The sequence below is a fragment of the Pseudomonas sp. BF-R-26 genome (assembly GCF_019947395.1).
In the GTDB taxonomy this organism is placed as follows: domain Bacteria; phylum Pseudomonadota; class Gammaproteobacteria; order Pseudomonadales; family Pseudomonadaceae; genus Aquipseudomonas; species Aquipseudomonas farris.
This window is the reverse complement of record NZ_JAGYGK010000001.1, coordinates 66,919-87,246: the sequence shown is the minus strand read 5'-3', so window position 1 is coordinate 87,246 and position 20,328 is coordinate 66,919. Positions and strand designations below refer to the sequence as shown.

Genomic DNA, 20,328 nt, shown 5'->3' with positions numbered 1-20,328 from the left:
TTTTCAATCTTCGAAGCGAATCGGGCATTTCTCCGCGCCTTCGAGCTTTCTCAATTCCTCCACCACCTGCGGCCGTGCCCGCCGCAGGGTCAGGCTGCGATCCTGGCGCAGCAGCCGTCGCGCTTCCTGGTGCAGCATTTCCACGCCCGAATAGTCGATGAAGTTGATCTGCTGCGCCTCGATCACTACCCGCGCGCCGTGCATCCGTTGCAGGCGCACTTGCAGGTAATGGCTGGCGCCGAAAAAGATTGAACCGCCGACTCGCAGAATGTCTTCGTCGCCCTCACGCCAATGCTGAACCCGTGGTTGCGAGGTGCGTTTGAGGTAGAAGAACAGCGAGGCCAGCACGCCGGCGTAGATCGCCGTTTGCAACTCCAGCAACAGCGTCGCGACACAGGTCAGCGCCATGACCAGAAACTCGGCACGGCTGACCCGCAACAAGGCGCGAATGCCGCGATGGTCGACCAATCCCCAGGCGATCAACAAAATACTGCCGGCCATGGCCGGGATCGGAATGTGGGCGATCAATACCGCACCGAAGATAGCGAACAACGCCACCCATACTGCTGAAAAAACGCCCGCCAACGGTGAGCAGGCACCGGCGTCATAGCTCAGGGCCGAGCGGGTGAAGGAACCGGCTGACAGCGACCCGGAAAAAAACGCACCGACTATGTTCGAGAAACCCTGGGCGCGGACTTCTTGATTGGCGTCGAGCAACTGCTGCGAGCGCGCCGACAAGGAGCGGGCAATCGACAGGCTCGTCACCAGCCCGAGCATCCCGACCGCCACCGCGCTAGGCAGCAGGCGCAACACCAGGTCCAGATCCAGCGGCAACGGGCTGAAGGGTGGCAGTCGCCCGACAAAGGCGCTGACCAACTGCACATGACCGAACATCGCTGGCCACAGCCATACCAGCAACCCGCTCAAGGCCAGAGCGATCAACAGCGTCGGCCAGCGCGGCACCAGCAGTTTTAGCACGATGCCTATCACCACCGTGGCCAGGCCCAGTACCAGCGAGGGTTTGTCCACCTCACTGAGATGACTGAACAGCAGCACCAGGCTGTTCAGCGCCGTGGCCTGGTTGGGCACATCCAGCCCCAGCAAGTTCGGCAGTTGCCCAATTGCAATTACCACCGCTGCGCCAAGTGTGAAGCCCAGCACCACCGAGTGAGAGACGAAATTCACCAGGGCGCCGAAACGCAGCAAACCCAGCAGCCACTGGAAAATGCCCGCAAGGAGTGTCAGAAGCAGGATCAGCGTGACGTAGTCTTGCGACGCGGGGACGGCCAGAGGACTGACGCTGGCGTACAGGACGATGGAAATGGCCGCCGTAGGACCGCAGATCAAATGCCACGATGAACCCCAGAGGCAGGCGATCAGTACCGGGATGATGGCGGCGTACAACCCGTATTCCGGTGGGAGACCGGCGATCAGGGCGTAGGCAATGGATTGTGGCAACGCGAGAATCGCACCGCTCAGGCCGACAATCAGGTCACGACCGACGCTGGCACGGGTTTGCCGGGGCAACCAGGTCAGGAAGGGAAAGAGTGAATGGCGGCTGGGGAAGGCCATGGGTCCTCTCGGGCGGGATTTTACGAAAGAGTATCAGGACCGACGCTGATCGTTCCCACGCTCTGCGTGGGAACGATCAAGTGGTAGCAGTTAAAGCTTGGCTTTCACGACCGGCAACGCATCTTTGCCGTCCACGGTCTTCACACCGTCCAGCCACTTATCCAGCACCGCCGGGTTGGCCTTGATCCACGCCTTGGCCGCCTCGGCATTACTGACCTTTTTGTTTACCACCTCGGCCATGATGCTGTTCTCCATTTCCTGGGTAAAACTCAGGTTGGTGAGCAGCTTGCCGACGTTCGGGCAGGCCTGTGCATAACCTTTGCGGGTCAGTGTATAAACGCTGCCGGTGTCGCCGAAGTACTTCTCGCCGCCTTTCAGGTAATGCATTTTCAGCTGCACATTCATCGGGTGGGGCGTCCAGCCGAGGAAGGTCACGAATTTCTGTTTCTTCACCGCGCGAGACACTTCGGCCAGCATCGCCTGCTCACTGGATTCGACCAGCTTCCACTGACCCATGTCGAAGTCGTTCTTCTTGATGATCTCTTGCAGCGAAATGTTCGCCGGGGCGCCGGAGCCGATGCCATAGATCTTCTTGTCGACTTCTTTTGGGTGTAGTTCGGCGTACTTGTTCAGGTCATTAAAGTTATGCACACCCGCGTTCCAAACGTAATCCGGGACCGCCAGTGTGAACTCGGTGCCGTCGAGGTTCTTCGCCAGTTGAGTAACGTCGCCATTAGCCACGAACTTGTCGTAGAAGCCTTGCTGCGCCGGCATCCAGTTACCGAGGAATACGTCCACCTGGCCATCCTTCAGACCGCCAAAGGTGATCGGTACTGCCAGCGTGTCGACCTTGGCCTTGTAGCCCATGCCGTCCAGCAGAAACCCGGTGATGGCGTTGGTTGCAGCAATGTCGCTCCAGCCAGGATCGGCCATTTTCACCGTCTCGCAGCTTTGCTCGGCATAGGCCGAGGCACTGCCCAGAGCCAGAAGCCCGACCGTCAGTACTGTGGATAACCTTTGCATGGACTTCCCCTTAACATTATTGGTTTTGGCAGGGTTGTGGATAACGTGCTTTACGCTCCAGATCGTCGAGGTCGATGTGGTTGCGCATGTACTGCTGACTGGCGTCCACCAGAGGCTGGTGATCCCAGCTCTTCAGTTTGCCGATGGTCAGGGCGCCGGCGACGAAACGCCGGCGTCGCTGACTGGCAAGCACCTGTTGGTGGATCGCCGGGATATTCCATTTGGCCCGCGCTTCGGCGAGAAAATCCTCGAAAAGCTGCCAATGTTGCGGCGATTGGCTGAGTTCTTCCTGTTCCTTCGGATCGTTATGTACATCGAAGAGTAGGCAAGGGTCGTCGTCGCTGTAGATGAATTTGTAGGCGCCACGGCGAATCATCATCAGCGGGCTGATGGTGCCTTCAGCCATGTACTCACCGAAAACTTCATCGTGACCGCCCTGCCCTTGCAGATGCGAAACCAGCGAGCGGCCATCCAGCGGCAGACCCGGTTCCAGCGAGCCACCGGCCAGTTCGACAAAGGTCGGTAGCAGGTCGGCAGTGGACACCGCCGCGCTGACTCGCCCAGCCCCGAATTGCCCTGGTGCACTGATCAGCAGCGGTACCCGGGCAGCCATTTCGTACCAGTGCATTTTGTACCAGAGGCCGCGCTCGCCGAGCATGTCGCCGTGGTCACCGGAGAATACGATGATGGTGTCATCGATCAGCCCTGTTTCCTCGAGTGTTTGCAGAAGTTTGCCGACGTTGCTGTCGATATAGCTGCACGCACCGAAATATGCACGGCGCGCGTCGCGAATCTTATCCACAGGCAGCGGCTTGTCCCAAAGGTCATAGACCTTAAGTAAACGCTGGGAATGAGGATCAAGTTGATCCTGTGCCGGCGTTTCGGGCAAAGGGATGTCGGCATCGTCGTACATATCCCAGAAAGCTTTGGGAATCGTGTACGGATCGTGTGGGTGAGTCATCGACACGGTCAGGCAGAACGGCTGATCGCCATCCTCGCGGATGTGGTCGAACAAATATTGCTGAGCCTTGAACACCACCTCCTCGTCGAAATCCAGCTGATTGGTGCGTACACACGGCCCGGCTTGCAGCACCGACGACATGTTGTGGTACCAGGTTGGGCGTACGTCCGGCTCATCCCAGTTCACCGACCAACCGTAATCGGCCGGATAAATGTCGCTGGTCAGGCGTTCTTCATAGCCGTGCAACTGGTCCGGGCCGCAGAAGTGCATCTTGCCCGACAGCGCGGTGCGGTAGCCGAGGCGACGCAGGTAATGGGCATAGGTTGGAACGTCGGCGGGGAAATCGGCCGCGTTGTCGTAGGCGCCGATCTTGCTCGGCAACTGACCGCTAACCAGGGTGAAACGCGACGGCGCGCAAAGGGGGCTATTGCAATAAGCGGCGTCGAACACCACGCCTTCGGCGGCGAGGCGGCTGAGGTTCGGCAGTTTGATAGGCGAAGGGCCGTAGAACGGCAACATTGGCGCGGCCATTTGATCGGCCATGATGAAAAGAATATTTTTGCGCTTCATGTGATCGCGGCATTCCATAGTGGATATTTATGCGAGAGTGCTGTGATCGAGCATGGAGTCCATAATCTTTGTGGTAAAGCCCATGCCAGGCAATGACTAGGATAAGCCCAGCTTATGTATGACGCCCTCGGTGATTTGTCCCTGGACCTGCTGCGTGCTTTTGAAGCCGCGGCCCGGCAACGCAGCTTCACCGCCGCCGCGGTGGAACTCGGCACCACGCAACCGGCCATCAGCCAGCAGATCAAGCGGTTGGAAGAACAGCTCGCGACCCGGTTGTTCGACCGTATCTATCGCGGTATTGAACTGACTGAGGCCGGGACTATTCTGTTTGAGCAAGTTCAGCTCGGTTTGCAGAATATCGATGCAGGATTGAGCGCGATCAGCGCACAACAACAGCACGAAGTGTTGCAGGTGGCCACCGACTTTGCCTTCGCTGCGTACTGGCTTATGCCGCGTCTGCACCGCTTCCATACCGCCAACCCTCAAGTGGACGTCAGCCTGGTCACCAGCGAACGCAGCCACAACATGCTGCGTACCGATATCGATGTGGCGGTGCTGTTCGGCGATGGCCGGTTCAAGCAGGGCGAGAGCCACTGGCTGTTCAGCGAAGAGGTGTTTCCGGTATGCAGCCCGCTGCTATTGAAGGACCGTCCCCTGCCCTTGCCGGCTCATGCATTGCTGGAGTTTCCGCTGCTGCACCTGCGAGGCGAAAACAGCAGCAACTGGTTCGACTGGAGCGGCGTGTTTCGCGAGTTGGGAATCACCTCGGCCCCAGCGCCGGGGCAACTGCGCTTCGACAATTACACCTTGCTGATTCAGGCGGCGATTGGTGGCCAAGGCGTCGCGATCGGATGGCGGCACCTTGTGGATAACTTGTTGGCGCAAGGTCTGTTGTGTCGACCGATTGCCGACACGGTGATTTCCCGGCTGGGCTATTACGTGGTTCTGCCCCAGCGCAAACGGCGCGGGGCGTTGATTCAGCTGTTTGTGGATTGGTTGATGGCGGAACAGGCCAGCAGTGCGCAATCGCTCAATGGCCTTCCTTTGCCTTCGATTGCGGTGTAAAGCGAAAAGATCGCAGCCTTCGGCAGCTCCTACGCGCCTGTGGGCGCTGCCGAAGGCTGCGATCTTTTATGATTCCGAAGTCCCAACAAAACTCACATGCTCACCAACATGCAGGTTCAGATGCAGCTCATCGGCAATCCCTACGGCTACCCTGTTCAGCCGTTCCAGCGCTGAGGCCAGGCCTGGTTCCAGGCTACTGCTGATGTGACTGAAATGCTCGATGGTCAGCCCGGGCACGCGGCGTGGTGCATTCACCAAGGTCCAGTGCAACGAGCTGCTTTGCAGAGCTTCGCGGATTTCTTCGGCGGCGTGGCGTTGTAACGGGTCTTCTATTTCCGGGTCGTCCAGCACCTCGAAATCGCCCACCACAAACAGCCGGGAAATGCCTGCGGCCTGCATGCCGTCAATCAGTGCATCCACCGCTAGCACCTCCTCCACCGGGCCGGGCACGATGGATTTTTCGATGTGTTCACTGTTCATCGGCAACCCTGGCGCATCGAGCAGGCAGATCACCGCCGAACAGCCGGCCACGCTCTGCTTGACCCGCTTGGCATCGAACAGGTCACCGGCCTTGGTGCGTAAACCCGGGCGCGGCGCGAGCGCGTTCAGGTCATCGAGAATCGCGATCACTTCATGCTGGCGCCGCAGCATTTCAGCCATCAGCGCACTGCCCAGGCTACTCATGGCACCATAAAGCACTACCTTTACCACCGGGGTTTCGGCATTTTTCATGGCCGTGCTCCCTACTATTCAGCGTATATGGTGTGTGACCTGCGGGAAGCGGCGAGGGTTCGACAAGGTTTCAGAGGGAGTCAGATGCAAACGATCAAGGGTTACCACGCCCACGTCTATTTCGATGCCAGCACCCTGCCACAGGCACGGGCTTTGTGTGAGCAGGCAGCGCAATTGTTTCCACTGAAGATGGGGCGCATGCACGAACGCCCGGTTGGCCCGCACCCGGACTGGAGCTGCCAGTTGGCTTTCGAGCCGCAACACCTCGGCGCGGTGTTGCCGTGGCTGGCGCTCAACCGTAAGGGATTAGTGATATTCCTGCACCCGGACACAGGCGACGATCTGCTCGACCACACCGAGCACGCGATCTGGATGGGCGCGATCCGGCCGTTGAACCTGTCTGTTTTCTGATCAGAGTTGTTCTTGGGCCTCGCCGGGCAAGTGCTCGTCGAGATGCAGCCACGGCAAACGACTGTCGGTCCAGATATGCCGCTCGGCCGGCGCCTGCTCGGGATGGTCGAGGGTGGCGATGGTCACGTCGATGCTCTCGGGGCTGAACTTCGTCACCAGTGCCAGTTGCGCCCCACAGTTTGGGCAGAAATATCGCACGCAAGTAGACGAAGACTCGTACCGGGATGGCGTAGCCGCCATCCATTTAAATGCTGAGGCCGGCACGGTGATCCAGGTGGTCACGATTCCACCGCTGACCCGTCGGCAAATCGAGCAATGGCAGTGAGCGATGTCGTGCAATGGCCCGCTGAATTGATAGCGCATTTGTCCGCAGTGGCAGCCGCCGGTGTGAAGTTCGCCCATGTCTTTTGCTCCTGACCCCGTGTTTACGGACTGTCAACCGGGCCGACGACCGGTTGTACATTCGGTCAATGCTTTCACTCGCGAAAGCTGGCTGAAAGCTTCCCCGATTAGGATCGCCCACACTGCCGGCAACAGACCGGTTGGCCAATGCGAGTGTTTTATCGCCCGCCCGGTCCATTAAACAACAACAATGGTGATTCTGATGTCCGCTACTACCCGCCTCTTCGCTGTCACTCCGCCCGTACGTCTCGTGCTTCCCGTTCTGCGCTGACCCCCTCCGGTTCGCCATTCCCTAGCCGCGCTACGCCTGGAGTACTCCTATGCTGACTTTCCTTGGCTTCGCCATGGTCATCACGTTCATGTTCCTGATCATGACCAAGCGCCTGTCCGCGCTGATCGCTCTGATCATCATCCCGATCATCTTTGCCCTGTTCGGCGGCTTCTCGCCGAAGATCGGTCCGATGATGCTCGAAGGCATCACTAAACTCGCGCCGACCGGCGTGATGCTGATGTTCGCCATTCTCTACTTCGCCCTGATGATCGACTCCGGCCTGTTCGACCCGGCCGTGCGCAAGATCCTCAAACTGGTCAAGGGCGACCCGTTGAAAGTTTCGGTCGGAACCGCCGTACTGGCGCTCGTCGTTTCCCTTGATGGTGACGGCGCGACCACTTATATGATCTGCGTGGCCGCCATGCTGCCGCTCTACAGCCGCATCGGCATGAGCCCGCGGATCATGGCCGGTCTGATCATCCTCGCCGGTGGCGTGATGAACATGACCCCTTGGGGTGGCCCGACGGCTCGTGCGGCCAGTGCGCTGCATGTCGACCCGTCCGACATCTTTGTGCCAATGATTCCGGCGATGCTGGCCGGCGTGGTGGCGATTCTGGCGATTGCCTACTTCTACGGTAAACGCGAGCGTGCGCGTCTGGGTGAACTGCACCTGGTCGGTGATGAAGTCGATCACAGCGAAATCAGCGTTTCGCAGTTCCCGGATGCCCGTCGTCCAAAGCTGATCTGGTTCAACGGCGCGCTGACTTTGACGCTCATGGGTACGCTGATCGCCGGCCTGTTGCCGCTGCCGGTGCTGTTCATGGTGGCGTTCAGTATCGCGATGATCGTCAACTACCCATGCCTGCAACAGCAGAAGGATCGCGTCGCGGCCCACGCCGGTAGCGTGCTGGCGGTGGTCGGGTTGATCTTTGCCGCAGGTATCTTCACCGGTATCCTGTCGGGCACCGGTATGGTCGATGCCATGTCGAAAAGCCTGCTGGCGGTCATCCCCGATTTCCTCGGCCCGTACCTGGCCGTGATCACCGCGCTGGTGAGCATGCCGTTCACGTTCTTCATGTCGAACGATGCTTTTTATTACGGCGTGTTACCGGTACTTGCCGAAGCCGCCAGTCATTACGGTATAACCGCGGTGGAAATGGCACGTGCCTCGATCGTCGGTCAGCCCGTCCACTTGCTGAGCCCGCTGGTACCATCGACCTATCTGTTGGTGGCCCTGGCCGGTATCGAGTTCGGTGACCATCAGCGGTTCACCTTGAAGTGGGCAGTGCTGGTTTGCCTGTGCATACTGGTCGCTGCATTGCTGATGGGGATTTTTCCGCTGTTCAGCACTCTATAAGCTCAAGACTCACCATGACGGGTCCAGGCTTGCTGTAATGAAGCCCGGGCCCTTCGTGGTTTAACACATCCTCAAAGGAATACACATGGAATGGCTGACCAACCCTGAAATCTGGGTTGCCTTCTTCACCCTGACTGCCCTGGAGATCGTCCTGGGCATCGACAACATCATCATGATCTCGATCCTGGTCAGCCGCATGCCCAAGCACATGCAGGCGCGCACCCGGATTTTCGGCCTGGCGCTGGCCATGATCACGCGGATCCTGTTGCTGCTGTCGATCACCTGGGTCATGCGCCTCACCGCCGACCTGTTCGAAGTGTTCGGCCAGGGTATTTCCGGGCGTGACCTGATCCTGTTCTTCGGTGGTTTGTTCCTGCTGTGGAAAAGCTCGCAAGAGATGTACCACGCGCTGGAAGGTGAAGATGAAGCCGGCGACGAGCCTTCGGGCAAGGGCGGCAATTTCCTGTACACCATCATCCAGATTGCGATCATCGACATCGTGTTCTCGCTGGACTCGGTCATCACTGCCGTTGGCATGGTGTCCCACGTACCGGTCATGGTCGCGGCGATTGTCGTTGCAGTGCTAGTGATGATGTGGGCTTCTGGCACCATCAGCGAGTTCATCGACAAGCACCCGTCGCTGAAGATGCTGGCGCTGTCGTTCCTGTTGCTGGTGGGTACCGTGCTGATTGCCGAATCGCTCGACGTGCACTTGCCAAAAGGCTACGTCTACTTCGCGATGGCGTTCTCGTTGGCGGTGGAAGCGATCAACATCAAGTTGCGCACCGCCATGGCGAGAAAGCGCAAACAGCAGGATCCGGTAAAACTGCGCAAGGATGTTCCGGGGCAGTAACCCGAATACCCTGCTATGACAAAGGGGCCTTCTGGCCCCTTTGTCATCTCTGAGCAAACTGTTTTCATGACAGTTTTGTTTCAATCGCCTCTTTAGCTATGCGATGCTGGCGTCCAGACCGTTAGCCAACTACAGCTTATGTACAGAACGTAGAAAAACGCGCGGCACCGTTGACTTGCCCCACTGGGGCGCTACCACCACAGGGGGCCTGCATGCTCACCCTGCTCAATTTGTTATCAGCCGTGACCCTTTTGATCTGGGGCACGCACATCGTCCGCACCGGCATCCTGCGGGTTTATGGCTCCAACTTGCGCCACGTGATCGCCCATAACATGTCCAGGCGCTGGCTGGCGTTTGTCGCCGGGATCATGGTGACCGCCATGGTTCAGAGCAGCAATGCCACCGCCATGCTCGTGACCTCGTTTGTCGGTCAGGGCCTGATGGCGCTGACGCCGGCGCTGGCGACCATGCTCGGCGCCGATGTCGGTACCGCGCTGATGGCGCGGGTACTGACCCTCGACTTGTCGTGGTTGTCGCCGCTGCTGATTTTCCTCGGGGTGATTTTCTTTCTGTCGCGCAAGCAGACCCGGGTCGGGCAGATGGGCCGGGTCAGTATTGGCCTGGGGCTGATCATTCTGGCGCTGCAACTGATCGTCGAGGCCGCCGCGCCGATCACTCAGGCGCAAGGGGTGAAGGTCATCTTCGCCTCCCTGACCGGCGATATCTTGCTCGATGCCTTGGTCGGCGCGCTGTTCGCGATGGTTTCCTACTCCAGCCTGGCTGCCGTCCTGCTGACCGCGACCCTTGCCGGTGCCAGCGTGATCAGTCTGCCCGTGGCCATCGGCCTGGTGATCGGCGCCAACATCGGCAGCGGCATTCTTGCTTTCCTCAGCACCAGCATGCAGAACGCGGCCGGCCGTCAGGTGGCGCTTGGCAGCCTGTTGTACAAACTGATCGGCCTGCTGCTGATCATTCCGGTGCTCGACCCGCTGGTGCACTGGATCGACAGCCTCGACTTCAGCCCTCAGGAAATGGTCATCGGCTTCCACCTGCTCTACAACACCGTGCGTTGCCTGATCCTGTTGCCCAGCGTCGGGCCGATGGCCAAGCTCTGTGCATGGTTGCTGCCAGAGCGGCCGGACATCAATGGCACGGCCAAACCGCGGCATCTTGACCCGACCGCCTTGGTCACCCCGAGTCTGGCGCTGGCCAACGCTGCCCGGGAAACCCTGCGAATCGGCGATCTGGTCGACAGCATGCTCGAAGCCATGCTCGACGTGTTGCGCGGCAAACAGACCGCCGTCACCCAGGAAATTCGTCGCCTGACCGATGATGTTGAAGCGCTCTACAGCGCCATCAAACTCTATCTGGCACAAATGCCCCGCGAAGACCTCAGCGAGCAGGACAGTCGGCGCTGGGCGGAAACCATCGAGCTGGCGATCAACCTGAAACTCTCCAGCGACCTGATCGAGCGCATGCTGCGCAAGGTTCAGCAGCAGAAAACCTCGCAACGCCGGTCTTTTTCCGAGGTCGGGCTGGAGGAGTTGGCGGGGCTGCACAGTCAGCTGATTGCCAACCTGCGTCTGGGGTTGTCAGTGTTCCTTAGTGCCGACCCGGAAAGTGCTCGTCAGTTACTGCGTGAGAAACGTCGCTTTCGCGCACAGGAACGCCGCCTGGCCCACGCTCATGTCAGCCGTTTAAACCGTAAGATCGTGCAAAGTATCGAGACCAGTTCGCTGCATCTGGAACTGATTGCTGACATGAGACGCTTGAATTCGCTGTTCTGCAGCAGTGCCTATGCGGTGTTGGGCACTTCGGACACCGGCGCTCTGGCGGTCGACGATTTGACTGACATCACTCATTCACCCTGAACGTCCACAGTTGCCTGAAGTCTGTTGAACTTACGCTGGTCGTACGGAAACTCGTTATGCGTTGTCTGCTGTTCGCTTGTCTGCTGCTTGGCTCACTGCCTTCATTTGCCCTGGATCGCTTTCAGGTCGAGGGCTACACCTTGCGCAACGGTCTGCAATTGGTCCTCAAACCGGGCACCGAGCGCGGGCATGTGGCGATCCGGTTGGTGGTTGGCGTGGGCCTGGATGATTTCAGCTGTGCCGACAAAGAGCTGCCGCATCTGCTCGAACACTTGCTGTTCAGCGGCATCGACGCCACCGGCGAAGGCGGTCTGGAAGAGCGCATGCAGGCCCTGGGCGGTGAGTGGAATGCCTACACCAGCAATGCCGACACGACTTTCGTCATCGAAGCCCCGGCGAAAAACCAGCGCAAGGTCCTCGACCTGTTGTTGGCGCTGCTGACCCAGACCCGTATCGACGACAAAGCGATCAACGTCGCCAAGCAAGTGGTCGAGCGCGAAGACGGTGGTCATTACTCGCACCTGCAACGCTGGCTGGATCGGCAGGATCTGGGGCACACCGCGAGTAATCAGTTGGCGGTGGAGCTGGGCCTCAAATGCCCCGAGCGCGCGCAAGTCGATCACCTGACCCGTGAGCAGTTGGAGAAGGTGCGCAAGGACTGGTACGCGCCCAACAACATGACCCTGATCGTGGTTGGTGACCTCGACCGCTTGCTGCCGGCCTATCTGGAACGGGCCTATGGTGCGCTCGAAGCGGTTGAGCCTAGCGCTCACCTGCCGCTGCCAGACATTCAGGCCAGCGCGGCCCACGAGCGCAATTTGAGTAACGGTTTCGTCGGCGGCGGTGCCAAATTGCATTGGCTGGTGCCGGAACCGGTGCTGGAAGACCAGCATGACGAAACCTTCGACCTGCTCAAGGACTATCTGGACTGGGCGCTCTATCGCCAATTGCGCCTGGCCCATGGGTTGTCTTACGGGCCCTCGGCCGAGCGCGAGGTATTTGGCGGGGTGGGCTTCATGAGCCTGAACGCCGACCTTGATCGCGACGATGTGCTGGCAGCGGAACAGGTGCTGGATGAGCTTAAAGCCGATCTGCTCAAGAACGGCCTCGACGCCGCCACCTTCGCCCGTCTCAAGCAAGCCGCCATCGCTCGCCAGACTTGGGCCGTGCAAGGCAATAGCGCCTTGGCGGACTATTACTGGAGCGCCCTCGGCGACTACGAGGACGGCCATTTCGTCAACCCGGCCAAGGCACTGCAAGACGTGACACTGGCCGAGGCGAACAAGGCGATGCGTGAGTTGCTGCTGCAGCCGGGGTATCTGCGGATCGAGAAACCGCTGATGAGTTATGACCAGGTGATGTGGGCGATTGTCGGGGGATTTGGACTGATGGTGCTTGGAATATTGGGTTGGCGCGTTCACCGCAGAAAGCAATGATTTCCCTGTGGCAATAGGTTTTTTGTGTGGCGAGGGGGCTTGCCCCCGTTGGGCTGCGAAGCGGCCCTGAAAGACAGTACCCCCGGTATATCCGGCACATCGCATCCACCAATTTTTGCGACTGCTGCGCAGCCGAACGGGGGCAAGCCCCCTCGCCACAAGGACCCCTCGGGCGGTACCCTGTCGAGGATTTTTCCCACGACTATTGTGAATCGCCGAATGCCGAATCTGACCCTGTACGTACAGCGCATCCTCGAATTGATGAAGCGCTATCCCGGGGTCATTGCGCTTGGCGGTTTCATTTCAGGGGTCGGCAGCTTCATGCTGGTGGATCGCCAACAGGGTCTGGCGACGTGGATCACCACCATCATGCTGGTCAGCTGGGTCTGGCTGATGCTGGAAAACAGCCTCACCAAGCTGTTCGCCAGGGTCTTCAAGCGCGAAATACCCCAGCCACTGCTGCGTTATGCGACGCAGATGATCCATCAGGAAAGCCTGTTCTTCGTCCTGCCGTTCTTTTTAATCACCACTACCTGGAACAGCGGCCAGTTGTTCTTCACTGGATTACTGAGCATGGCGGCGCTGATTTCGATCATCGACCCGCTCTACTACAAATGGCTGGCACCGCGCCGCTGGGCGTTCCTGGCGCTGCACACCCTGACCCTGTTCGCGGCCCTGCTGACCGCCCTGCCCGTCATCCTGCACCTGACCACCGCCCAGAGCTTCAAGCTGGCGCTGGGCATTGCCATGTTGCTGTCGTTCCCGAGCCTGGCCTCGATCTTCCCGATTCGCACCGTGCGCAATGCGTTGGCGATCCTCAGCATCACCGTCGGCATCGGCGCCGCCGGCTGGGTGCTGCGCTCCTGGGTGCCGCCGGCGACCCTGTGGATGACCGAAGTGGCGATCAGCACCCAAATGCAGGACCGAACCCCCGGCAAGAGCCTGGAAGAAGTCAGCGCCGAGCAGATTCGCGGCGGTGGGCTGTACGCGTACACCGCGATCAATGCCCCGCGGGGTCTGGCCGAGCGGATTTATCACGTCTGGATGTTCAACGGTAAAGAAGTCGACCGTATCCCGCTGGACATCAACGGGGGGCGCAAGGAAGGCTACCGCGCCTGGACCCACAAGCAGAACTTCCCCGGCAACCCCGCAGGCAAATGGCAGGTCCGGGTGCTGACTGAGGACGGTCAGTTGATTGGCGTGCTGCGCTTCAAAGTCATGGACAGCACACCCATCAAAGAAAAGTAACGCGGTTCGTGCTATTAGTCAGATCTGCGTAATAGCCGAACAAGCACGGAGCTTATGACTAGCAGCACAATGCCCGGCAGTGCCCGACTGGACACCTCGCACAGCCCTGCCCTGTTGCGGGTCACAGGTGACTGGACGCTCGCCCATTACGCCGATCTCAGCCGCCTGAGCGAAAAGCTCCGTGGCCAATACGACAACAACACCCACATCGATCTCAATGGCCTTGGCGCGCTCGATACGGCGGGTGCGTCATTGCTGGTGGAGTTGCTGGGGGCCGAGCGTCTGGGCAAATCTGCCGAACACCCCGATTGCACCCTTTCTTCCGCGGATCGCGCCTTGTTGCAGACGGTGTACTGCTCGCTGACCGATTTCTGCGTGCCGATCAAAGAACCGGAAATCAGCGTCGGCATTCAACTGCTGACCCGCATCGGCCGCGCGGTCGACGCGGTCTGGCAGGACACGCTGCAACTGTTGGGTTTCGTCGGCCTGATCCTGGAAACCATCGCTCGCGGGTTGTTTCGGCCCAGGCGCTGGCGTCTCACGCCGATGGTCGCTCACATCGAACAAACCGGCCTCGACGCCGCGCCCATCGTCGCCCTGCTGACCTTTCTGGTGGGCGCTGTGGTGGCGTTTCTCGGGGCGACGGTGCTGGCGAGTTTTGGCGCGAGCATTTTTACCGTGGATCTGGTGGCGTTCTCTTTTCTGCGGGAGTTCGGTGTGTTGCTCACGGCGATCCTGATGGCGGGCCGCACCGCCAGTGCGTTCACCGCGCAGATCGGTTCGATGAAGGCCAACGAAGAAATCGACGCGATTCGCACCCTCGGCCTCGACCCGATGGAGTTGCTGGTAGTACCCCGCGTCCTTGCGTTGCTGGTGGCGCTGCCGATGTTGACCTTTCTGGCGATGGTGTCAGGGATTGTCGGCGGTGGCGTGGTCTGCGCGCTGTCGCTGGATATCTCGCCGGCGATGTTCCTGTCACTGCTGCAATCGGACATCGGCGTTCAGCACTTTCTGGTGGGGATCGTCAAAGCGCCGATTTTTGCGTTTCTGATTGCCGCCATCGGCTGCCTCGAGGGCTTCAAGGTCAGCGGCAGCGCCGAGTCCGTTGGCGCGCACACCACGTCCAGTGTGGTGCAGTCGATTTTCGTGGTGATCGTGCTCGACGCCGTGGCTGCGTTGTTTTTCATGGAGATGGACTGGTGAGTCGTTTACCCAGAGCGCCTTCAGAGGCGGTGATTGAAGTCCGTGGGCTGTGCAATCGCTTCGGCCGGCAGAGTGTGCACGAGAACCTCGACCTGGACTTGTACAAGGGTGAGATTCTGGCGGTGGTCGGCGGTTCCGGCAGTGGCAAATCGGTGCTGTTGCGTAGCATCGTCGGTTTGCGTCAGCCCAGCGAAGGGCTGGTGAAGGTCTTCGGCAAGAACTTGCCGAGCCTGTCGGAACACGAGCGCTCGCTGGTCGAACGGCGGTTCGGTGTGTTGTTCCAGAAAGGTGCCTTGTTCTCTTCGCTCACCGTGACCGAGAACGTCGCCCTGCCCTTGATTGAACACGCCGGCCTGAGCCGTGCCGACGCCGAGCACCTGGCGGCAGTGAAACTGGCGTTGGCCGGGCTGCCGTTGTCGGCGGCGGACAAATACCCTGCTTCGCTGTCCGGCGGCATGATCAAGCGCGCGGCCCTGGCCCGTGCCTTGGCCCTGGACCCGGACATCCTGTTTCTCGACGAACCCACCGCCGGTCTAGACCCGATTGGCGCCGCGGGTTTCGATCAGCTGATCCTGACCCTGCGCGATGCCTTGGGCTTGAGTGTGTTTCTGGTGACCCACGATCTCGACACGCTCTACACCATCACCGACCGGGTGGCGGTGCTGGCGCAGAAGAAAGTGCTGGTAGCGGACGCCATCGACAAGGTGTCGGAAACCGATGATGCGTGGATTCACGAATACTTCCATGGCCCTCGCGGCCGCGCGGCCCTGACAGCCGCTAACCAGCTCAACGAGGTCTGACATGGAAACCCGAGCCCATCACGTATTGATCGGCCTGTTCACCGTCATAGTGGTGGCAGGCGCCCTGCTCTTCGGTTTGTGGCTGGCCAAGTCCAGCGTCGATACCGAATTCAAGGATTACGAAATCGTCTTCAACGAGGCGGTCAGTGGCCTGTCCAAGGGCAGCGCCGTGCAGTACAGCGGGATCAAGGTCGGCGACGTGGTGATGCTGCGCCTGGACCCGAATGATCCGCGCCGGGTGTTGGCGCGGATTCGCCTGGGCGGAGACACTCCGATTAAGGAAGACACTCAGGCCAAGCTGGCGCTGACCGGGATCACCGGAACTTCGATCATCCAGCTCAGCGGTGGCACGCCACAAAGTCCGACCCTCAAGGGCAAGGACGGTGATTTGCCGACAATCATTGCATCGCCCTCGCCCATCGCCCGGCTGCTGAACGACAGCAACGATCTGATGGCGGGCGTGAACGTGTTGATGCACAACGCCAACCAGTTGTTCTCCTCGGAGAACGTCACGCGTATCAGCAACACCCTTGAGCACCTGGAGCAAACTACCGGCACCATCGCCGATCAGCGCGGCGATATTCGTCAGGCGATGCAGCAACTGGCTTCGGTTGGCAAGCAGGCCAGCGCCACCCTGGAACAGACCACCGCGTTGATGCGCAACGCCAACGGCTTGCTCAACGATCAGGGCAAGCAGATGTTCGGCAGTGCCGAGCAAGCGATGAAGTCCCTGGAACAAAGCAGCGCGACCATCAACACGTTGCTCTCCGCCAATCAGGACTCCCTTAACAACGGTATGCAGGGCCTCAATGGCCTGGCACCGGCGGTGCGTGAGCTGCGCGATACCTTGAGTTCGCTGCGAACCATTTCCCAGCGACTTGAGGCCAACCCCAGCGGTTATCTGCTAGGCAATGATAAAAACAAGGAGTTCACGCCATGAAGCTGGCTCATCTCGCCCTCCTCGCCGGTTTTGCGTTGGTCGCTTCCTGTTCGATTTTCCCCAAGACCGAGCCGTCCGATGTCTATCGACTGCCGTCGGCACAGAGCGACGCGTCGGCCCAACGCGCCACGCCACAGCGATGGTCGTTACGACTGGCCAAGCCGCAGACCAGCGAAGCCTTGAACAACCCAAAAATCGCGGTGATACCTCAGGGTGATCTGATCAGCAGCTACAAGGCTTCACGCTGGAGCGATCCGGCACCGGTGCTGTTGCGCAATCGTCTGCTCGATGGTTTCCAGCGTGACGGTCGGGTGCCGTTGCTCAGCACCGATGACAGTAATTTCCAGGCAGACCTGGAACTGGGCGGCAACCTGCAAGCGTTCCAGACTGAGTATCAGGGCACGGCGGCGAGCGTGGTCGTGCGCCTGGATGCGTTGTTGGTGCGTGGGTATGACCAGCGAATCCTCGCCAGCCGGCGCTTTGAAGTGCGTCAGCCGTTGAGCGATGTGAAGGTGCCGGCGGTGGTGACCGGTTTTGGCCAGGCCAGCGACCAATTGACGGCACAGGTGGTGGCCTGGACGGTGGAGCAAGGTCAGAAAGTTGCGCCGCCGCTGAGGCCTTGAAGCCACCGCTGAACCCCTGTGGGAGCGGGCAAGCCCGCTCCCACAGGTTTTTCGGTCAGCCGAAGAACCAGTAGCAAACCCCGATTGCACCAAGCACCCCCGCCAACTCTGCCAGCAACGCACACCCCACCGCATGCCGCGCACGCTGAATGCCCACCGCGCCGAAGTACACCGCCAACACATAGAAGGTCGTTTCGGTACTGCCCTGGACCGTCGCCGCCACCAGTGCCGGGAAGCTGTCGACTCCGGAGGTCTTCATGGTTTCGATCAGCATTGCCCGTGCGGCGCTGCCGGAGAAGGGTTTGACCATGGCCGTCGGCAGCGCATCGACGAAGCGCGTGTCCCAACCGGCCCACTCCACCAGATGCCGAATCCCGTCCAGACCGAAATCCAGCGCCCCGGATGCTCGCAGCACGCCCACGGCACAGAGCATCGCCACCAGATACGGCAGCAGGTTCTTGGCCACCTCGAAGCCTTCTTTGGCGCCTTCGATGAACGCCTCGTAGACCTTCACTTTGCGTAATGCGCCGATCACCAGAAACAGCATGATCAGCCCGAACAGCGTCAGGTTGCCGAGGATCGATGACAGGCTCGCCAGAGCGGTCGCCGAGAGCGTCGCCAGCAGCGCCATGAAGGCGCCGAGGGCCAAGGCACCGGGTATGAGGTAAGCAAGCACCACCGGGTCCCACAGGCGCAGACGCTGCATGAACGCAACCGACAACAGACCGACCAGGGTCGAACAACTGGTCGCGAGCAGAATCGGCAGGAACACCAGGGTCGGATCGGGCGCGCCTTGCTGGGCGCGGTACATGAAGATCGTCACTGGCAGCAGGGTCAGGGACGAGGCGTTGAGCACCAGGAAGAGGATCTGCGCGTTGCTGGCGATGGTGTCGCTGGGGTTGATCTCTTGCAGTGCCTTCATGGCTTTGAGGCCGATCGGCGTGGCGGCGTTGTCCAGGCCCAGGCCATTGGCGGCGAAGTTGAGTGTGATCAGACCGATGGCCGGATGCCCGGGTGGCACTTCCGGCATCAGGCGCAGGAATAGCGGGCCCAGCGCCTTGGCCAGCCATTCGACGATCCCGGCCTTTTCGGCGATCCGCAGAAAACCCAGCCAGAGGGTGAGGGTGCCGAACAGCAGGACCATGACCTCGACCGACAATTTGGCCATGGCGAAAATGCTCTCCACCATCGCCGCAAAGATCCCGGCGTTACCGCCGATCAGCCACTGCGCCAGCGCCGATACGGCCGCCACGATGAAGAAGCCAAGCCACAGCCCATTAAGCATCAGTCAAATCCCCCGGAAGATGCGGCGAATGATAGCGGGGTAGTCAGAAACGACAAACCCCGGATTTCTCCGGGGTTTGTTTAGTACTGCTAGCAAAAGACCAATGTGGGTTTTTGCGTCAGTTGCTGGAAATTTCGCCAACCGGCAATTTTTCCTTGCTGCGCCAGTGCGGCAGGGAGTTCCAGTAGCGCTCGCCCTTGGCGTCGTCGTACATACCTTCCCAGCGTGCGATGACCAGCACGGCCAAGGCATTACCGATCACGTTCAGCGCAGTACGGGCCATGTCCATGATGCGGTCGACACCGGCGATGAACGCCAGGCCTTCCAGCGGAATACCAACGCTGCCCAAAGTGGCCAGCAGCACCACGAAGGACACACCCGGTACGCCGGCGATGCCTTTGGAGGTGACCATCAGTGTCAGCACCAGCAGCAACTGTTGGCTGATCGACAGGTCGATGCCGTAGAGCTGGGCAATGAAGATTGCCGCGATACTTTGGTACAGGGTCGAACCGTCAAGGTTGAACGAGTAGCCGGTCGGTACCACAAAACTGCAAATGGCTTTCGGCGCGCCGTAGGCTTCCATCTTCTCGATCACGCGCGGCAACACGGTTTCGGAACTGGCAGTGGAGTAGGCCAGGACCAGCTCATCCTTGAAGATGCGCATCAGCTTGATCACCGAGAAGCCGAACAGGCGAGCGATCAGGCCCAGCACCACGAAGGCGAAGAAGGCGATGGCGAAGTAAACCAGAACGACCAGTTTAGCCAGCGGCAGCAGAGAGGCGAAGCCGAAGTTGGCCACGGTCACGGCGATCAATGCGAACACGCCGATCGGGGCGTAGTTCATGATCATGTGGGTGACCTTGAACATGCTTTCCGATACGCCCTGGAACATCTTCACCAGCGGCTCGCGCAGGTCCGATTGCAGGCTCGACAGACCGAGACCGAACAACACGGAGAAGAAGATGATCGGCAGCATTTCGCCGCGGGCCATGGCCGCGAAGATGTTCGACGGGATCAGGTTGAGGATGGTCTGGATGAACGCATGTTCATGCTGAACCTCGGCGGCAGTGGCCTGGTACTTGGAAATATCCACCGTACCCAGGGTGCTCATGTCGATGCCGGTGCCCGGATGGACCACGTTGGCCAACACCAGACCGACCAGAATGGCGATGGTGGTGACGATTTCGAAGTAAATGATGGTCTTCAGACCGATGCGACCGAGTTTCTTCGCGTCGCCCACGCCAGCAATGCCGACAACTAGCGAGGAAATCACGATCGGGATCACGATCATCTTGATCAGACGGATAAAGATATCGCCTGCCGGTTGCAGGACGTTGCTGATCCACCAGGCCTTTTCGGCACTGAAATGGTTGAGCAGTGCACCAATTGCTATCCCCAGAACCAGACCGATGAGGATCTGCCAGGCGAGGCTAAGCTTTGCCTTCTTCATATCTTTACCCTTACTTGCGTTTGACTCAGGCTGATGCATGAACTGAAACGCTCAATGGCGAACAAGTCTTGCATCGGCCCCCGTATAAGGTCCCCGCGAGCGAGCATTTACAGCTCTCAGGCAGTGAAAAAGGCGCAACTATTCCGATGCCGGGAAGCGCCGTCTAATGCCGTAAACGCCTACCCTATGCCGAATCGGCATGAGATTTTCTAACTGAAACCCGCGTCCCACCCGGTTTGAATACGACATTCAGGC

At 59.8% G+C, this 20,328-nt stretch carries 18 protein-coding genes; 11 read left to right on the top strand and 7 right to left on the bottom strand.

The genetic code is table 11. The annotated features are described in order from the left end of the window. Positions 1–3: 3 nt before the first annotated feature. From KGB18_RS00435 to betC, 3 genes are all read right to left on the bottom strand, one after another. The gene (locus tag KGB18_RS00435; protein ID WP_201061061.1) at positions 4–1,572 is read right to left on the bottom strand and encodes a SulP family inorganic anion transporter; all 1,569 of its coding nucleotides are present in this window, start codon (positions 1,570–1,572) and stop codon (positions 4–6) included. A gap of 90 nt (positions 1,573–1,662) precedes the next feature. Continuing rightward, positions 1,663–2,595 (bottom strand): choline ABC transporter substrate-binding protein, encoded by a 933-nt coding sequence (gene choX, locus KGB18_RS00430; RefSeq protein ID WP_123720084.1) that lies wholly within the window; start codon positions 2,593–2,595, stop codon positions 1,663–1,665. 16 nt (positions 2,596–2,611) lie between these two features. After that, a complete protein-coding gene (betC, locus tag KGB18_RS00425; RefSeq protein ID WP_123720083.1) occupies positions 2,612–4,126 on the bottom strand; it encodes a choline-sulfatase in 1,515 nt (504 codons plus the stop codon). A gap of 114 nt (positions 4,127–4,240) precedes the next feature. On the opposite strand from betC, the gene KGB18_RS00420 reads away from it, so the two are divergent. After that, positions 4,241–5,191: a choline sulfate utilization transcriptional regulator gene (locus KGB18_RS00420; protein WP_223569233.1), complete on the top strand. Its 951-nt coding sequence runs from the start codon at positions 4,241–4,243 to the stop codon at positions 5,189–5,191. A 66-nt stretch (positions 5,192–5,257) separates the two neighbouring features. Here KGB18_RS00420 and KGB18_RS00415 read toward each other — a convergent pair whose 3' ends face one another. Then, positions 5,258–5,923, bottom strand: coding sequence for an NAD(P)-dependent oxidoreductase (locus KGB18_RS00415; RefSeq protein WP_223569232.1), 666 nt, complete (start codon positions 5,921–5,923; stop codon positions 5,258–5,260). 84 nt (positions 5,924–6,007) lie between these two features. On the opposite strand from KGB18_RS00415, the gene KGB18_RS00410 reads away from it, so the two are divergent. Then, entirely contained in the window at positions 6,008–6,334 is a 327-nt protein-coding gene (locus KGB18_RS00410; RefSeq protein WP_123720080.1) for a DOPA 4,5-dioxygenase family protein, read from the top strand. Here KGB18_RS00410 and KGB18_RS00405 read toward each other — a convergent pair whose 3' ends face one another. Beyond that, entirely contained in the window at positions 6,335–6,736 is a 402-nt protein-coding gene (locus KGB18_RS00405; protein WP_201061054.1) for a GFA family protein, read from the bottom strand. Between the two features lie 320 nt (positions 6,737–7,056). On the opposite strand from KGB18_RS00405, the gene KGB18_RS00400 reads away from it, so the two are divergent. From KGB18_RS00400 to KGB18_RS00360, 9 genes are all read left to right on the top strand, one after another. Further along, positions 7,057–8,364, top strand: a complete 1,308-nt coding sequence (locus KGB18_RS00400; RefSeq protein WP_123720078.1) for a CitMHS family transporter — start codon at positions 7,057–7,059, stop codon at positions 8,362–8,364. 85 nt (positions 8,365–8,449) lie between these two features. Continuing rightward, entirely contained in the window at positions 8,450–9,217 is a 768-nt protein-coding gene (locus KGB18_RS00395; RefSeq protein WP_123720077.1) for a TerC family protein, read from the top strand. A 212-nt stretch (positions 9,218–9,429) separates the two neighbouring features. Beyond that, positions 9,430–11,088 carry a Na/Pi cotransporter family protein gene (locus KGB18_RS00390; protein ID WP_123720076.1) on the top strand — a complete coding sequence of 553 codons (1,659 nt, stop codon included), beginning with the start codon at positions 9,430–9,432 and terminating at the stop codon, positions 11,086–11,088. Between the two features lie 56 nt (positions 11,089–11,144). Beyond that, entirely contained in the window at positions 11,145–12,524 is a 1,380-nt protein-coding gene (locus KGB18_RS00385) for a M16 family metallopeptidase (protein WP_223569231.1), read from the top strand. 219 nt (positions 12,525–12,743) lie between these two features. Next, on the top strand, positions 12,744–13,772 hold the full coding sequence (locus KGB18_RS00380) for a DUF5924 family protein (protein ID WP_123720074.1): 1,029 nt from the start codon (positions 12,744–12,746) through the stop codon (positions 13,770–13,772). A gap of 54 nt (positions 13,773–13,826) precedes the next feature. Further along, positions 13,827–14,975 carry an ABC transporter permease gene (locus KGB18_RS00375; protein WP_123720073.1) on the top strand — a complete coding sequence of 383 codons (1,149 nt, stop codon included), beginning with the start codon at positions 13,827–13,829 and terminating at the stop codon, positions 14,973–14,975. Then, complete coding sequence (locus tag KGB18_RS00370) at positions 14,972–15,775, top strand: ABC transporter ATP-binding protein (RefSeq protein ID WP_038980365.1); 804 nt, start codon at positions 14,972–14,974, stop codon at positions 15,773–15,775. The genes KGB18_RS00375 and KGB18_RS00370 overlap by 4 nt, the downstream gene beginning before the upstream one ends. Position 15,776: 1 nt before the next feature. Then, positions 15,777–16,715: an MlaD family protein gene (locus KGB18_RS00365; RefSeq protein ID WP_123720072.1), complete on the top strand. Its 939-nt coding sequence runs from the start codon at positions 15,777–15,779 to the stop codon at positions 16,713–16,715. Continuing rightward, positions 16,712–17,338, top strand: coding sequence for an ABC-type transport auxiliary lipoprotein family protein (locus tag KGB18_RS00360; protein WP_123720071.1), 627 nt, complete (start codon positions 16,712–16,714; stop codon positions 17,336–17,338). The genes KGB18_RS00365 and KGB18_RS00360 overlap by 4 nt, the downstream gene beginning before the upstream one ends. Positions 17,339–17,393: 55 nt before the next feature. Here the strand turns inward: KGB18_RS00360 and KGB18_RS00355 are convergent, their stop codons facing one another. Beyond that, positions 17,394–18,623: a nucleoside recognition domain-containing protein gene (locus KGB18_RS00355; protein WP_123720070.1), complete on the bottom strand. Its 1,230-nt coding sequence runs from the start codon at positions 18,621–18,623 to the stop codon at positions 17,394–17,396. Positions 18,624–18,741: 118 nt separating this feature from the next. Next, positions 18,742–20,073 carry a glutamate/aspartate:proton symporter GltP gene (gltP, locus tag KGB18_RS00350; protein WP_052963551.1) on the bottom strand — a complete coding sequence of 444 codons (1,332 nt, stop codon included), beginning with the start codon at positions 20,071–20,073 and terminating at the stop codon, positions 18,742–18,744. Positions 20,074–20,328: the final 255 nt, after the last annotated feature.

Excerpts from the sequence above, each read along its gene's own strand:
- KGB18_RS00435 (WP_201061061.1), bottom strand. The coding sequence starts at position 1,572 with ATGGCCTTCCCCAGCCGCCATTCACTCTTTCCCTTCCTGACCTGGTTG.
- choX (WP_123720084.1), bottom strand. The coding sequence starts at position 2,595 with ATGCAAAGGTTATCCACAGTACTGACGGTCGGGCTTCTGGCTCTGGGC.
- betC (WP_123720083.1), bottom strand. The coding sequence starts at position 4,126 with ATGAAGCGCAAAAATATTCTTTTCATCATGGCCGATCAAATGGCCGCG.
- KGB18_RS00420 (WP_223569233.1), top strand. The coding sequence starts at position 4,241 with ATGTATGACGCCCTCGGTGATTTGTCCCTGGACCTGCTGCGTGCTTTT.
- KGB18_RS00415 (WP_223569232.1), bottom strand. The coding sequence starts at position 5,923 with ATGAAAAATGCCGAAACCCCGGTGGTAAAGGTAGTGCTTTATGGTGCC.
- KGB18_RS00410 (WP_123720080.1), top strand. The coding sequence starts at position 6,008 with ATGCAAACGATCAAGGGTTACCACGCCCACGTCTATTTCGATGCCAGC.
- KGB18_RS00405 (WP_201061054.1), bottom strand. The coding sequence starts at position 6,736 with ATGGGCGAACTTCACACCGGCGGCTGCCACTGCGGACAAATGCGCTAT.
- KGB18_RS00400 (WP_123720078.1), top strand. The coding sequence starts at position 7,057 with ATGCTGACTTTCCTTGGCTTCGCCATGGTCATCACGTTCATGTTCCTG.
- KGB18_RS00395 (WP_123720077.1), top strand. The coding sequence starts at position 8,450 with ATGGAATGGCTGACCAACCCTGAAATCTGGGTTGCCTTCTTCACCCTG.
- KGB18_RS00390 (WP_123720076.1), top strand. The coding sequence starts at position 9,430 with ATGCTCACCCTGCTCAATTTGTTATCAGCCGTGACCCTTTTGATCTGG.
- KGB18_RS00385 (WP_223569231.1), top strand. The coding sequence starts at position 11,145 with ATGCGTTGTCTGCTGTTCGCTTGTCTGCTGCTTGGCTCACTGCCTTCA.
- KGB18_RS00380 (WP_123720074.1), top strand. The coding sequence starts at position 12,744 with ATGCCGAATCTGACCCTGTACGTACAGCGCATCCTCGAATTGATGAAG.
- KGB18_RS00375 (WP_123720073.1), top strand. The coding sequence starts at position 13,827 with ATGACTAGCAGCACAATGCCCGGCAGTGCCCGACTGGACACCTCGCAC.
- KGB18_RS00365 (WP_123720072.1), top strand. The coding sequence starts at position 15,777 with ATGGAAACCCGAGCCCATCACGTATTGATCGGCCTGTTCACCGTCATA.
- KGB18_RS00360 (WP_123720071.1), top strand. The coding sequence starts at position 16,712 with ATGAAGCTGGCTCATCTCGCCCTCCTCGCCGGTTTTGCGTTGGTCGCT.
- KGB18_RS00355 (WP_123720070.1), bottom strand. The coding sequence starts at position 18,623 with ATGCTTAATGGGCTGTGGCTTGGCTTCTTCATCGTGGCGGCCGTATCG.
- gltP (WP_052963551.1), bottom strand. The coding sequence starts at position 20,073 with ATGAAGAAGGCAAAGCTTAGCCTCGCCTGGCAGATCCTCATCGGTCTG.